This is a genomic window from Microbacterium insulae (assembly GCF_042677065.1).
In the GTDB taxonomy this organism is placed as follows: Bacteria; Actinomycetota; Actinomycetes; order Actinomycetales; family Microbacteriaceae; genus Microbacterium; species Microbacterium insulae.
This window is the reverse complement of the sequence record NZ_JBHTII010000001.1, coordinates 95,223-108,061: the sequence shown is the minus strand read 5'-3', so window position 1 is coordinate 108,061 and position 12,839 is coordinate 95,223. Positions and strand designations below refer to the sequence as shown.

Here is a 12,839-nt window from a genome sequence, read left to right as displayed (position 1 = left end):
GAGGCGGACGGGGGAGGACGGTCGGTCCGTGCTGTGAATATTGTCACTTATCGGTGTGTCTGTCTATTGATGTGGTCAAAGTGACTTATGTGACTCGGCAAGAACCGAGCGCACGACGCCGCAACTAGGATTGACGCGCAATGACTACGCCCGCCCGACCCCGCCCCCGCATGACCGGAATCGGCCGCGTGCTCGTCGTCGTCTACGCGATCATGGCGCTCGCAGCCACGGGCCGGTCCTTCGTCCAGATCGTGCAGCGCTTCGACGAGGCGCCCCTCGCCTACACGCTCTCGGCCGTGTCCGCCCTCGTCTACATCGTGGCCACTCTCGCGCTCGTCTTCGCGGGATCGCGACCGTGGTATATCGTCGCCTGGATCGCGATCGTGTTCGAGCTGGTCGGGGTGCTCGTGGTCGGCGCGCTCAGTCTCGCGCTGCCCGATCTGTTCGCGCACCCGAGCGTCTGGTCCTGGTTCGGGCTGGGTTATCTGTTCGTGCCGCTCGTGCTTCCCTTCTTCGGTCTGTGGTGGCTCATGACCCACCGGCCAGGGGCCCGGCAGAAGACTGAGCGGGCTGCCGCGGTGGCCTCGTGATCGTCTTCCGCCACCCCGCGGAGGTGCCGGACGACTTCGGTCCGTCTGTCGTCGCCATCGGCAAGTTCGACGGCGTGCACTCGGGTCATCGGGCGGTGATCGACCGGGCGAGAGTGGATGCCGAAGCCGCCGGCGCGCGGGTCGTGGCCGTGACCTTCGACAGGAACCCGCTCGCGCTGCTTCGGCCGGAGATCTGCCCCGACAGCCTGGTGGGGGTCGAGCAGAAGCTCGACCTGCTCGCCCAGGCGGGCGTGGACGCGAGCCTCCTCCTCACCTTCGACCGCGAACTGGCGGATCTCGACGCCCGCGCGTTCGTCGAGCACGTCCTCGTCGGCGCGCTGGGTGTGACGATCGTCATGGTCGGCGGTGACTTCCGCTTCGGGCGCGGCGGTGCCGGCACCCCGGATCTCCTGCGCGAACTCGGCGTCGAACTCGGATTCGAGGTCGACGTCGTCGACGACGTGCGAGCGATCGAGGCGGGCCGCCGCGTGTCGTCGACCTGGGTGCGCGAGCTCCTCAGCGCGGGAGACGTCTCGGGCGCCTCGCGGCTGCTCGGCCGACCGCACGCGGTGCGCGGCGAAGTCGTGCACGGGCTCAAGCGAGGTCGCGAGCTCGGCTATCCCACCGCCAACCTCTCGCGCGATCTCGAGGGGTTCGTGCCCGCCGAGGGCGTCTACGCCGGCTGGCTCGTCGACCGTGGTGCGCACACCTCGGACAGCGGGGGAGACCCGCGCCGCAGCATCCGGTACCCGGCTGCGATCAGCGTGGGGACCAACCCGACGTTCGACGACGTCGCGGTGCCACAGGTCGAGGCCTACGTCCTCGACGAGACCGACCTCGATCTCTACGGCCGCACCGTGGAGGTCGAGTTCGTCGCGCGCATCCGCGGTATGGTCGCGTTCGAGGGGATCGGACCCCTCATCGAGCAGATGGCCGACGACGTGGTCAAGGTGCGTGAGGAGCTGACATGACGGAGGCCGCCCCGACGACGATGCCCCGCGCGAGCGTTCTGCGTCGGGTGATCGTCGGCGTCATCATCGTCTCCTTCGGCCTCGCGGCGCTCGGGGGGATCGTCGTCCTCCTCGGCGCGTCGCTGGGCGACCCGGCCTGGAAGGTGCTGGCGACGACCGCGATCGTCGGAGCGTTCAGCGTCGCGGTGCTGTGCTGTGCCGCACTGCTCGGCCGCCGTCTTCAGACGGTCGGCATCATCGGCGCCGTGGTCTCGGTCCTCGCCGCCGCACTCTCCATCGTCGCGGTGTGGTGGCAGCCCGACTTCCGCGCCGAGCTCTACTGGGATCTGCTGTGGACGTTCATCGCGGCATCCGTCGCGCTGTCGTTCGCCAGCCTCCTGCTCCTGCTCGCTGATCGGCGCCAGCGCGCCGTGCGCGTCGGTCTCGTGGTCACCCTCGCTCTGTTCGCTCTGCTGTTCGCGCTCGTGGTCTACCCCATCTGGGTGAACCTGTCCGGGGGAGAGGCGTACTCTCGCGCCGTCGGGATCACCGCGATCCTCGCGGCGCTGGGAGCCATCGTCGTCCCCGTGCTGTCGCTCCTGCTGCGCGATCGCCAGGTCGTCGCCGACCAGGCGACGGGGCCGCTCTCTGCCTCCACCATCGCCCAGCTCGAAACCGAGGCCGCCCGGCGAGGGGTCACGCCGGACGAGCTCGTCGCAGATCTCCTCCGCACCGGCGACGCCTCGGCGTCGGGTGCGGCCGAGCCGTAGACCGGCCCCGCCTCGCGCGCCTACGATCGAGCCGTGCACGGCATCGATCCCGCGACGCGGGTAAGCTGGAAGTTCGCGCAAATCCGGGGCGCGAGGGCGGTCGACGGCATCGCAGCGGAGCCGCGTTACGGGCCCGCCGCCGGGCGCGGGATCTCGTGAGCCGTCCCACCCGCACCGACATTCGACAGAGGGAGCACCATGAGCCGCACCGATCTGCAGACGCTGCCCGAACGGGCCGTCGCGCTGCTCGGAGGGGAACCCGACGACACGACGCTCCGACGCTACCTGCACGGCCTTCCCGGCGTGGACGCCGTCGGTCTCGAGCAGCGCGCCGCCGGACTCGGCACGCGGTCGATCAAGACGTCGTCGAAGGCGTGGGCGCTCGACAAGATCATCGAGCTGATCGACCTCACCACGCTCGAGGGCGCCGACACCCCCGGCAAGGTCCGCTCGCTCGTCGCGAAGGCGCTGAACCCGGATGCTTCGGATCCGACCTGCCCGCGCGTGGCTGCGGTGTGCGTCTACGGCGACATGGTCCCCTACGCGGTCGAGGCCCTGGGCTCGGCCCACGGTGACCCGGATCAGGGCGGCGTGAGCGTGGCGGCCGTGGCCACGGCGTTCCCCAGCGGCCGTTCCTCGCTGGAGATCAAGCTGGCCGACACTGCCGAGGCCGTCGCACACGGCGCGGACGAGATCGACATGGTCATCGACCGCGGCGCGTTCCTGGCCGGCCGGTACGGACTCGTGTTCGATCAGATCGCGCGGGTCAAGGAGGCCTGCCGCCGTGAGGACGGCACATACGCCTCCCTCAAGGTCATCCTCGAGACCGGCGAGCTCAACACCTACGACAACGTCAAGCGCGCATCGTGGCTGTCCATCCTCGCGGGCGGCGACTTCATCAAGACCTCGACGGGCAAGGTGCAGCCGGCGGCGACCCTCCCGGTCACCCTGCTGATGCTGGAGGTCGTGCGGGACTGGCACCGCGCGACCGGCGAGAAGGTCGGGGTCAAGCCCGCCGGCGGCATCCGCACATCGAAGGACGCCATCAAGTACCTCGTCACCGTCGCCGAGACCGTGGGTGAGGAATGGCTGCAGCCGCATCTGTTCCGCTACGGGGCGTCCAGCCTGCTCAACGACGTCCTCCTGCAGCGCCAGAAGCTGAAGTCCGGGCACTACTCGGGCTCCGACTACGTGACGATCGACTGAGACACCGGGAAGAAGAGAATGAGTTTCCTCGAATACGCCCCCGCACCCGAGTCCCGCGCGATCCTGAACCTGCGCGATGAGTACGGGCTGTTCATCGACGGCGAGTTCCGCCCGGGCGCGGGCGAGTCCTTCGCCACCATCTCGCCGGCCGACGAGAAGCACATCGCCACCATCGCCACCGCGAGCGAAGCGGATGTCGACGCCGCCGTCGCCGCCGCGCGCCGCGCCTACGACAGGACGTGGTCGAAGATGAGCGGACGCGACCGCGGCAAGTACCTGTTCCGCATCGCCCGCCTCGTGCAGGAGCGCGCCCGCGAGCTCGCGGTCGCCGAGAGCCTCGACAACGGCAAGCCGATCAAGGAGAGCCGCGACGTCGACGTCCCGCTGGTCGCCGCGTGGTTCTTCTACTACGCCGGGTGGGCCGACAAGCTCGACTACGCCGGCCTCGGCCCGAACCCGCGCGCGCTCGGCGTCGCGGGTCAGGTGATCCCCTGGAACTTCCCGCTGCTCATGCTGGCGTGGAAGATCGCTCCGGCGCTCGCCGCCGGCAACACGGTCGTCATCAAGCCGGCCGAGACCACGCCGCTGTCGGCGCTCATCTTCGCCGAGATCCTCCAGCAGGCCGACCTGCCCCCGGGTGTCGTGAACATCGTGACCGGCGCGGGCGCCACCGGTGCCGCCCTGGTGCGGCATCCCGACGTGAACAAGGTCGCGTTCACCGGATCGACCCCGGTCGGTCGGGAGATCGCCAAGGCGGTCGCCGGCACCGACAAGAAGCTCACGCTCGAGCTGGGGGGGAAGGCCGCGAACATCGTCTTCGAGGACGCCCCGATCGACCAGGCCATCGAGGGCATCGTCAACGGCATCTTCTTCAATCAGGGTCACGTGTGCTGCGCCGGCAGCCGCCTGCTGGTGCAGGAGTCGATCCACGACGAGGTCGTCGATCGACTGAAGACGCGACTGTCCACGCTGCGGCTCGGAGACCCCCTCGACAAGAACACCGACATCGGCGCGATCAACTCGCGCGAGCAGCTGGACCGCATCCGCGAGCTGAGCCGCATCGGCGAGGAGGAGGGCGCCGAGCGCTGGAGCGCCGACTGCGCCATCCCCGACAGCGGTTTCTGGTTCGCCCCGACGATCTTCACGAACGTCCAGGCATCCCACCGCATCGCGCGCGACGAGATCTTCGGCCCCGTCCTCTCGGTGCTGACCTTCCGCACGCCGTCGGAGGCGATCGAGAAGGCGAACAACACGCCGTACGGGCTCTCCGCGGGGATCTGGAGCGACAAGGGCTCGCGCATCCTCGCCGTGGCCGACCGCCTGCGCGCGGGCGTGATCTGGGCGAACACGTTCAACCGATTCGACCCGTCCTCGCCGTTCGGCGGATACAAGGAGTCCGGCTACGGCCGGGAGGGTGGCCGTCATGGCCTCCTGGCGTACCTGAAGGGAGCAGCGGCGTGAGCAAGCGACTGACCGTGCCCAAGACCTACAAGCTGTTCATCGGCGGGGCCTTCCCGCGCAGCGAGTCCGGCCGCACGTACGAGGTCCTCTCGACGAAGGGTGACTTCCTCGCCAATGCCGCCCTGGCCTCGCGCAAGGACGCTCGCGACGCGGTGCTCGCCGCGCGCGGCGCCGTCAAGGGCTGGTCGGGAGCGACGGCCTACAACCGCGGTCAGGTGCTCTACCGGGTGGCCGAGCTCCTCGAGGGCCGACGGGCGCAGTTCGTCGACGAGATCGTGCAGCAGACCGGGGTGTCCGGCTCGGCCGCGCAGGCCGAGGTCGACGAGGCGATCGACCGCTGGGTCTGGTACGCGGGCTGGTGCGACAAGTTCGGGCAGGTCGCCGGCAACGGCAACCCCGTCGCCGGACCGTACTTCAACATCTCCGTGCCGGAGCCGACGGGCGTCGTGGCCGTGATCGCCCCGCAGGAAACCGCCCTGGTCGGCCTGGTCTCCACGATCGCCCCGGCGCTCGTATCGGGCAACACCGTGGTCGTCGTGGCCTCGCAGCGGTTCCCGCTGTCGGCGATCAGCCTCGCCGAGGTGCTGGCGACCTCGGACGTCCCCGGCGGTGTCGTGAACGTGCTCACCGGCTCGCCGGCCGAGCTCGCCCCGTGGCTTGCGTCTCATCCCGACGTGCACGGGCTCGACCTCGTGGGCGCCGGCGACATCGAGTGGGTCGACCTGCAGATCGCGGCGGCCGAGACCCTCACGCGCGTGCTGCCGCCCGAGCAGGGCAAGGATGCCGCCGCCCCGAGCCTCGACCGGATCGCCGCGTTCACCGAGACCAAGACCGTCTGGCACACGAAGAGCCTCGTGTAGCCTCGCGAGCTTCGCAGAATCGCTCCGATCTCGCGGCATCGCCGCGCCATCCTGCGAGTCTCGTGCGATCCTGCGAGTGCGAGGCGAGGTCAGACGAGCTCGAGGCCGCCCCAGCGGCCGGGCCTGTCGAGTTCGCCGTAGTGCACGTCCACCCCGTCGGGTGAGATCGAGGCGACGCACGCCAGCAGCGACTGCGTCGGATACCCGTGAGGGCGGTTGTCGCGGATGATGGCCTCGTCGTCGGTCGGCTCGAGTTCGGCCGAGCGGCGGAGCACCTCGACCCACGGCATCCACCAATCCCCGTCGGCAGACGGCTCGGCGGCACGGAACTCGGGCAGCCACCGTGCGATGCGCGGCGTGCCGGCGTCGTCGGCGTCGTCGTGCGCGATCATGTGGGTTCCCGGCTCGAGCGCCGTGGTGCGCAGCCGCTCGCCGTCCCACGTCAGCACACGCGCGCCGGCAGGATCGACGTCGACGAGGTTGAAGCCGTGCGTCGCCGGCTCGCCTTCAGGCAGGCGGCCCGCGACGGCGTCGAGCACGATCCCCCCGCGGGAGACCAGTTCGTCCTCGGGCCGGGTCGAGACGTCCGCACGATTGAGCAGGACCGCGAGGCGCCGCGACTCCGCGTCGGCCGCGAGCCAGGCCCCGCCGGCGCGCGCGTCGCGCACGCCGACCACGCCCGCGTGCGGCTCCGGCCACCACGCGCCGAGCGGGTTCCACGGGCGCGCGGGATCCTCGTCGCGGACCGCGAGCAGCCGCGTCGGCGCGTCCGGGTCTGCGGGAACGCGGATGACGACGGTGCACATGGGTCTTCTCCTGTCTGCGCCGATCGGGGTCGTGCCAAGATCGGAGGATGTTCGTCGTGGTCGGAGTGACGGGCGGGATCGCCGCCTACAAGACGGTGCACGTCGTGCGCCTCCTCGTCAAGGAGGGCCACGACGTGCACGTCGTGCCGACGGCGGACGCCGTGCGGTTCGTCGGACTGCCCACCTGGGAGGCGATCAGCCGCAATCCGGTCACGACCTCCGTCCACGAGGACGTGGCCCGCGTGCGCCACGTTGCGCTCGGCCAGTCGGCCGACCTGGTCATCGTGGCGCCCGCGACCGCGAACACGCTGGCGAAGATGGCGACAGGGCTTGCGGACGATCTCCTGGGCACGACCCTACTCGCCACCACGGCGCCGGTCGTCGCCGCCCCGGCGATGCACACCGAGATGTGGCGGCACCCCGCGACCGTGCGCAACGTCGAGACCCTGCGCGAGCGGGGCGTGGTCCTGGTGGGCCCCGACGACGGTGCGCTCACCGGCGGCGACAGCGGCCCAGGACGGATGTCGGAGCCCGAGGCGATCGTCGCCGCGGCGCTGGCCGTGGTGGCCGGCCCGCCGGCCGACCTGTCGGGACTGCGCGTGGTCGTCACGGCCGGCGGCACGCGCGAGCCCATCGATCCGGTGCGCTTCATCGGCAATCGCTCCAGCGGCAAGCAGGGGATCGCGGTGGCGCTCGCGGCCGCGGACCGCGGGGCCGAGGTCGCGCTGATCGCGGCTCACGTCGACGAGGGCGTGCTGGCTGCGGCATCCGCTCACCCGCGGGTCGGCGTGACGCGCGCCGGAACCGCCGCGGAACTGGCCGAAGCGGTCGGCGAACGGGCGGCGTCGGCGGATGTCGTGGTCATGGCCGCGGCGGTCGCCGACTACCGGGTGGCCGAGGTCTCCGACGCCAAGCTGTCGAAGGACGCCGCGGACGGAACCCGCCTCACGCTGGACCTCGTCGAGAACGACGACATCCTCGCGCGGCTCGTGCGCGAACGGCCGGAGGGCCAGACCGTCGTGGGGTTCGCCGCCGAGACGCCGGTCGACGGTGAGACCCTCCTCGATCGCGGTCGCCGCAAGGCTGCGCGCAAGGGCGCCGATGTTCTCGCCGTCAACCGGGTGGGCTGGTCGGAGGGCTTCGAGTCCGACGGCAACGAGGTCGTCCTGCTCGCCGCCGCGGGAGACGTGATCGCCACCGCCGCGGGCAGCAAGCGCGAGGTCGCCGACGCGCTGTGGGACGCCGTGCTCGGCATCCGGTCCGAAGCCGTGTGACCGGGCCGCGGTCGCGCGGCGTGGTTCTCGGTCTCGGGCGCCCGACGAATTACTCTCGAAGGCGTCCCCACGACCACGGAGGTTCCCGATGACGATCGACCGTCGACGGATCGTGTTCCACGGCGCCGGCGCGCTCGCCGTTCTCGTGGTCACCGCCGCGCTCGCGGTGGGCTGCGCCCCTGAGCCGGGTCCGGGGGGGAGCCCCAGCGCGACGCCGTCGGTGTCGCCGCGTCCAGGCGGGCCGACGCCCTCGCCGATCGAGACCGAGCTGCCGGACGCCGGATTCGAGGTGCCCGGCGAGTGCGCCGAGATCTACTCGCCGGCGATGCTCTCCAGCCTCGAGGCCGACAACCCGCCGCTCAACGACCCCGGCGTGACCATGCTGTCGACCCAGGTCGCGAGCCTCTCCCAGATCATCGACGAGTCGCCCGCGACGCTCCGCTGCTCGTGGGGAGCGCCCGGCGAGTACGGCCTCGCGACCAACGTCACCGCGGTCGACTCCGCGCAGGCCGAGCTCATCGGGGACGAGCTCGTCGCCCAGGGGATGGCCTGCGAGCCGCTCGCCGAGGGCACCATCTGCCGATTCGAGGAGAAGGGCATCACGCTCGACGACGCGGAGTACGCCACCGGCGAGACGCACTACCTCGGCGGGGGTGCGTGGGTGGCGACCTCGTGGATCAACTTCTCGCCCGTGGGCTACACGGAAGACATCGTCGCCACGCTCTGGGGCTAGCGCTCCCCGGTCCGCTAGACTGTGCCGCAGGGGATTCCGTCCGTCGAAGCCGCAGCTCGCTGAAGCGAGTGCCCGCGACCGCCGGCGAGAGCACCCGTCCCGCGTTCGCGACGGCGTCCGCGCCGCCCGCGGGAGCATCGCAGCAGTCTCGGCCCTCGCGCCGATCGCCGCCGGTCCGCCGGCACACACGCTCAGGAGGAGCATGCCGCCCACGGCACCCGCCCAGACGTCCGCTCAGCGACGCCGGAAGTCGTCTTCCGCCCGCCGCGACGACGAGGCGCCCATCATCCCGATCCTCGCTCGCAAGGTCCGCGAGGTCGAGGCCAAGGCCCAGCGCGGCAAGCTCGGGCCCACCAACCGCGTCAAGTTCCAGGTGATCGCCTTCCTCGTGCGCGAGGAGCGCGCGCGTGTGAAGGCCGACACGTCCGTGACGGATGCCGCGCGCGCCGAGCTGCTCAAGCGGCTCGACGGCGTCGCCACGATCCTCGCCAAGACGGCCGCGCGCGACACCTCCCTCATCCAGCTGCTCGAGGTCGACCAGGCCGCCTCGCCGGTCGCACGTCGGATGCGCCGGGACTGGCTGCTCGAATCGGGCGCCGAGCTGCCGCCCGACGAACTCATCATCACCGACCTCCCCCCGCTCGCGGCGCCCGTCGTGCCGGCCGCGCTGGCCGAGCGCCAGGTCGTGCCGCCGCAGGTCGAGGCTCGCCGTGAGGCCCATCCTTTCCTCGCACCCGACCTCTCGCTGCGCACGCCCAAGGAGACGCCGCGACGCCGGCTGGACGGCTGGGAGCTCATGGGGCCCCTGTACAAGGCGTTCGAGACGGGCGCCGGCGGCGGCGCGGCGACGATGGAGCTGCCCGGCGTGCCCGAGTTCGACCGCCTCTCGCCGAAGGGCCTCGAGGTCATGCCGCACCAGTCGCGGTTCCTCGAGGCGGTCCGACGCGGACACCGCACCTTCCTGCTCGCCGATGAGCCGGGTCTCGGGAAGACCGCGGAGTCGGTGCTCGCAGCATCCGTCGCCGGTGCGTACCCGCTGCTGGCCGTCGTCCCCAACGTCGTGAAGATGAACTGGGCACGCGAGGTCGAGCGCTGGACTCCGCAGCGCCGCGCGACCGTCATCCACGGTGACGGCGAGGGCATCGACGCGTTCGCCGACGTGTTCATCGTGAACTACGAGGTGCTCGACCGGCACCTGTCGTGGCTCGGCGACCTCGGCCTCAAGGGCATGGTCGTCGACGAGGCCCACTTCATCAAGAACCTCACCTCGCAGCGCTCGCAGAACGTGCTGGCGCTCGCGACCCGCATCCGCGAGCAGGTGCGCGACCCGCTCCTGCTCGCGCTCACGGGTACGCCGCTCATCAACGACGTCGAGGACTTCGACGCGATCTGGCGGTTCCTGGGCTGGACGACCGGCGAGAAGCCCGGGCCCGCGCTCATGGAGAAGCTCGACGAGACCGGCCTCACGCCGGCCGACAAGGCGTTCTATCCCGAGGCGCGCGACGCCGTGATCTCGATGGGCATCGTGCGGCGCAAGAAGAAGGATGTCGCCGCCGACCTGCCCGACAAGCTCATCGCCGACCTGCCGGTGGAGCTGGACGACGAGTTCGGCCGCTCGATCCGCCAGGCCGAGCGCGAGCTGGGCGAGCGGCTCGCCGCCCGCTACCGCCGGATCATCGAGGCCCGCGGCGACCGCGGCCTCGCCCCGGGAGAGGTCGACTCCGACATCGTGCGCCTCGTCGCCCAGAACGAGCTCGACGAGTCCAAGGCGGCCGGCACCGGTTCCGAGAACGTCTTCACGATGGTCCGCAAGATCGGCCAGGCCAAGGCGCTGCTCGCGGCCGACTACGCCGTGCAGCTCCAGCGGTCGGTGGGCAAGGTCGTCTTCTTCGCCAAGCACATCGACGTGATGGATGCTGCGGAGAACCACTTCGCCGGCGCCGGGCTGCGGACGGTGTCGATCCGCGGCGACCAGACCACGCCGGTGCGCCAGCAGGCCATCGACGACTTCAACAACGACCCCGCGGTGGGGATCGCGGTGTGCTCGCTGACGGCGGCCGGCGTCGGACTGAACATGCAGGCGGCGTCGAACGTGGTGCTCGCGGAGCTGTCGTGGACGGCGGCGGAGCAGACGCAGGCGATCGACCGCGTCCACCGCATCGGACAGGACGAGCCCGTGACGGCGTGGCGCATCATCGCGGCGCACACCATCGACACGAAGATCGCCGAGCTGATCGACTCCAAGCAGGGCCTCGCCCAGCGGGCGCTCGACGGCCAGGCCGTCGACCCGCAGTCCAGCGACTCGGTGCAGCTCTCGGCCCTGATGCACCTCACCCGTCAGGCGCTCGGCGCCGAGTGAGCGGACGCCGCGGTCGCCGTGTGGCAGGCCGCGGCATCCGGCACTAATGTCAGGTGAGGCAGCGTCGCCGACTCTCTTGTCCCGACAGCGAGGAACACAGCTATGAAGATCGGCATCCTGACGAGCGGCGGCGATTGTCCCGGGCTCAACGCGGTCATCCGCGGCGTCGTGCTGAAGGGCACGACGGCGTACGACCTCGAGTTCGTGGGCATCCGCGACGGCTGGCGCGGGGTGGTCGACGGCGACTTCTTCCCCCTCACGCGGCACGAGGTGAAGGGTCTGTCGAAGGTCGGCGGCACGATCCTCGGCACCAGCCGCACCAACCCCTACGAGGGCCCGCGCGGCGGCGCCGAGAACATCGCGAAGACGATGTACGGCCATCGCCTCGACGGCATCATCGCGATCGGCGGCGAAGGGACCCTCGCGGCGGCGAACCGGCTCGCGAACGACGGCATCAACGTGATCGGTGTCCCGAAGACGATCGACAACGACCTGCGCGCGACGGACTACTCCTTCGGCTTCGACACCGCGGTGAACATCGCGACGGATGCGATGGATCGTCTGCGCACCACCGGCGACTCGCATCAGCGGTGCATGGTCGCCGAGGTGATGGGCCGGCACGTCGGCTGGATCGCGCTGCACGCGGGCATGGCCGCGGGCGCGCACGCGATCTGCATCCCCGAGGTGCCGATGTCGATCGACGAGATCGCCGCGCTCGTGTCCCGCGCGCACGATCGCGGCCGCGCGCCGCTGATCGTGGTGTCGGAAGGATTCAAGCTCAAGGGGCAGGACGAGGCGTATTCCGACAAGGGCCTCGACGCGTTCAACCGTCCGCGGCTCGGCGGCATCAGCGAGGTGCTGGCCCCCGAGATCGAGCGGATCACCGGCATCGAGACGCGTGCCACCGTGCTCGGCCACATCCAGCGCGGCGGTTCGCCCTCGGGCTTCGACCGCGTCCTCGCGACGCGGCTCGGCCTGCACGCGGCCGACGCCGTGGTCGCCGGCGCCTGGGGGCAGATGGTCGCGATGCGCGGCACCGACATCGTGCGCGTGCCCTTCGCCGACGCCCTCGGCGAGCTGAACACGGTTCCGCTGCACCGCTACGAAGAGGCCGCCGCCCTCTTCGGCTGAGCTTCGTGGATGCCTCGGCCCGAGGCATCCCTTTCCGCGCCCTCGTCAGGAGTTCTGCCCGAGTCAGGACGAGATCTCGGGGTTTGGTCCTGACAGGGGGAGATCTCCTGAGTCCGGCTGCGGTCACCGAGGGCGGTGGAGGCCCTGTGCCATCGCGGTCAGGATTGTCGCTGTCACGTGACCGGGATCGAAGAGGACTTGCTGATAGTCGAACCGCAAGACGTGGAATCCCCTGAGCAGGAGCCGGGCGTCGGCTGCGATGTCGCGCCTGCGATCAGCAGCGCGATGGTGCGCGAAGCCGTCGAGCTGGATGGCGAGGCGGTCGCCGATCAGCCCGTCGAGCGGATGCCCGTCCACCCATACCTGCTGGCGCACTGCCACGCCGGCCGCACGCATGAGTTCGATGAAGTGGGTCTCGACGCCGGAGTCGGAGAGGATGCCCGCGACGTCGGCGAGCGCGCGTGCCGAGGGAGAGGTCCACGGCACGGCGGCGAGCAGCAGCGGATCTGTGAGCTTGCGGCTGAGCGCGGACTCCCACACGGCCAAGGCGCTCGCTCGGGGGAGGCACCGAGCAACCTGTAAGAGGACATTCAGGAGTGGCTCGTCCGCGGCCGTTCGGGGAAGCGGCACGGGACCCACTGCCCAGTGGACGACCATTCCGCTGGCGTCGAACCGCGACGCATGAGGTGGCAGCGATAC

12 protein-coding genes are annotated in these 12,839 nt (G+C 70.8%); 10 read left to right on the top strand and 2 right to left on the bottom strand.

Annotation, left to right across the window (positions count from 1 at the left end; translation table 11 throughout):
• The first annotated feature begins 140 nt into the window (after window positions 1–140).
• The 6 genes from ACFQ0P_RS00535 to ACFQ0P_RS00510 all read left to right on the top strand — a co-directional run bounded on the left by ACFQ0P_RS00535 (window position 141) and on the right by ACFQ0P_RS00510 (window position 5,837).
• Window positions 141–590: a hypothetical protein gene (locus tag ACFQ0P_RS00535; RefSeq protein WP_378770997.1), complete on the top strand. Its 450-nt coding sequence runs from the start codon at window positions 141–143 to the stop codon at window positions 588–590.
• Entirely contained in the window at window positions 587–1,561 is a 975-nt protein-coding gene (locus tag ACFQ0P_RS00530) for a bifunctional riboflavin kinase/FAD synthetase (protein ID WP_204979797.1), read from the top strand. The genes ACFQ0P_RS00535 and ACFQ0P_RS00530 overlap by 4 nt, the downstream gene beginning before the upstream one ends.
• A complete protein-coding gene (locus ACFQ0P_RS00525; RefSeq protein ID WP_204979796.1) occupies window positions 1,558–2,310 on the top strand; it encodes a hypothetical protein in 753 nt (250 codons plus the stop codon). The genes ACFQ0P_RS00530 and ACFQ0P_RS00525 overlap by 4 nt, the downstream gene beginning before the upstream one ends.
• Window positions 2,311–2,508: 198 nt before the next feature.
• A complete protein-coding gene (gene deoC / locus ACFQ0P_RS00520) occupies window positions 2,509–3,516 on the top strand; it encodes a deoxyribose-phosphate aldolase (RefSeq protein WP_204979795.1) in 1,008 nt (335 codons plus the stop codon).
• Between the two features lie 18 nt (window positions 3,517–3,534).
• Complete coding sequence (locus ACFQ0P_RS00515) at window positions 3,535–4,977, top strand: aldehyde dehydrogenase family protein (protein WP_204979794.1); 1,443 nt, start codon at window positions 3,535–3,537, stop codon at window positions 4,975–4,977.
• Entirely contained in the window at window positions 4,974–5,837 is an 864-nt protein-coding gene (locus ACFQ0P_RS00510; RefSeq protein WP_204979793.1) for an aldehyde dehydrogenase family protein, read from the top strand. Before ACFQ0P_RS00515 ends, ACFQ0P_RS00510 begins: the two co-directional genes overlap by 4 nt.
• Before the next feature lie 89 nt (window positions 5,838–5,926).
• On the opposite strand, the gene ACFQ0P_RS00505 is transcribed toward ACFQ0P_RS00510, so the two are convergent.
• A complete protein-coding gene (locus ACFQ0P_RS00505; RefSeq protein WP_204979792.1) occupies window positions 5,927–6,643 on the bottom strand; it encodes an NRDE family protein in 717 nt (238 codons plus the stop codon).
• A 47-nt stretch (window positions 6,644–6,690) separates the two neighbouring features.
• Here ACFQ0P_RS00505 and coaBC point away from each other — a divergent pair, with 47 nt between their 5' ends.
• The 4 genes from coaBC (at window position 6,691) to ACFQ0P_RS00485 (ending at window position 12,140) form a co-directional block, all read left to right on the top strand.
• Window positions 6,691–7,917, top strand: coding sequence for a bifunctional phosphopantothenoylcysteine decarboxylase/phosphopantothenate--cysteine ligase CoaBC (gene coaBC / locus ACFQ0P_RS00500; protein ID WP_204979791.1), 1,227 nt, complete (start codon window positions 6,691–6,693; stop codon window positions 7,915–7,917).
• Window positions 7,918–8,005: 88 nt separating this feature from the next.
• Window positions 8,006–8,650, top strand: coding sequence for a hypothetical protein (locus ACFQ0P_RS00495; protein ID WP_204979790.1), 645 nt, complete (start codon window positions 8,006–8,008; stop codon window positions 8,648–8,650).
• A gap of 202 nt (window positions 8,651–8,852) precedes the next feature.
• Window positions 8,853–11,009: a DEAD/DEAH box helicase gene (locus ACFQ0P_RS00490; RefSeq protein ID WP_204979789.1), complete on the top strand. Its 2,157-nt coding sequence runs from the start codon at window positions 8,853–8,855 to the stop codon at window positions 11,007–11,009.
• A gap of 102 nt (window positions 11,010–11,111) precedes the next feature.
• Window positions 11,112–12,140 carry an ATP-dependent 6-phosphofructokinase gene (locus tag ACFQ0P_RS00485; protein WP_204979788.1) on the top strand — a complete coding sequence of 343 codons (1,029 nt, stop codon included), beginning with the start codon at window positions 11,112–11,114 and terminating at the stop codon, window positions 12,138–12,140.
• A gap of 123 nt (window positions 12,141–12,263) precedes the next feature.
• On the opposite strand, the gene ACFQ0P_RS00480 is transcribed toward ACFQ0P_RS00485, so the two are convergent.
• A complete protein-coding gene (locus ACFQ0P_RS00480) occupies window positions 12,264–12,680 on the bottom strand; it encodes an endonuclease domain-containing protein (RefSeq protein ID WP_378772322.1) in 417 nt (138 codons plus the stop codon).
• Window positions 12,681–12,839: the final 159 nt, after the last annotated feature.

Excerpts from the sequence above, each read along its gene's own strand:
- ACFQ0P_RS00490 (WP_204979789.1), top strand. The coding sequence starts at position 8,853 with ATGCCGCCCACGGCACCCGCCCAGACGTCCGCTCAGCGACGCCGGAAG.
- coaBC (WP_204979791.1), top strand. The coding sequence starts at position 6,691 with ATGTTCGTCGTGGTCGGAGTGACGGGCGGGATCGCCGCCTACAAGACG.
- ACFQ0P_RS00495 (WP_204979790.1), top strand. The coding sequence starts at position 8,006 with ATGACGATCGACCGTCGACGGATCGTGTTCCACGGCGCCGGCGCGCTC.
- ACFQ0P_RS00505 (WP_204979792.1), bottom strand. The coding sequence starts at position 6,643 with ATGTGCACCGTCGTCATCCGCGTTCCCGCAGACCCGGACGCGCCGACG.
- ACFQ0P_RS00485 (WP_204979788.1), top strand. The coding sequence starts at position 11,112 with ATGAAGATCGGCATCCTGACGAGCGGCGGCGATTGTCCCGGGCTCAAC.
- ACFQ0P_RS00515 (WP_204979794.1), top strand. The coding sequence starts at position 3,535 with ATGAGTTTCCTCGAATACGCCCCCGCACCCGAGTCCCGCGCGATCCTG.
- ACFQ0P_RS00525 (WP_204979796.1), top strand. The coding sequence starts at position 1,558 with ATGACGGAGGCCGCCCCGACGACGATGCCCCGCGCGAGCGTTCTGCGT.
- ACFQ0P_RS00535 (WP_378770997.1), top strand. The coding sequence starts at position 141 with ATGACTACGCCCGCCCGACCCCGCCCCCGCATGACCGGAATCGGCCGC.
- deoC (WP_204979795.1), top strand. The coding sequence starts at position 2,509 with ATGAGCCGCACCGATCTGCAGACGCTGCCCGAACGGGCCGTCGCGCTG.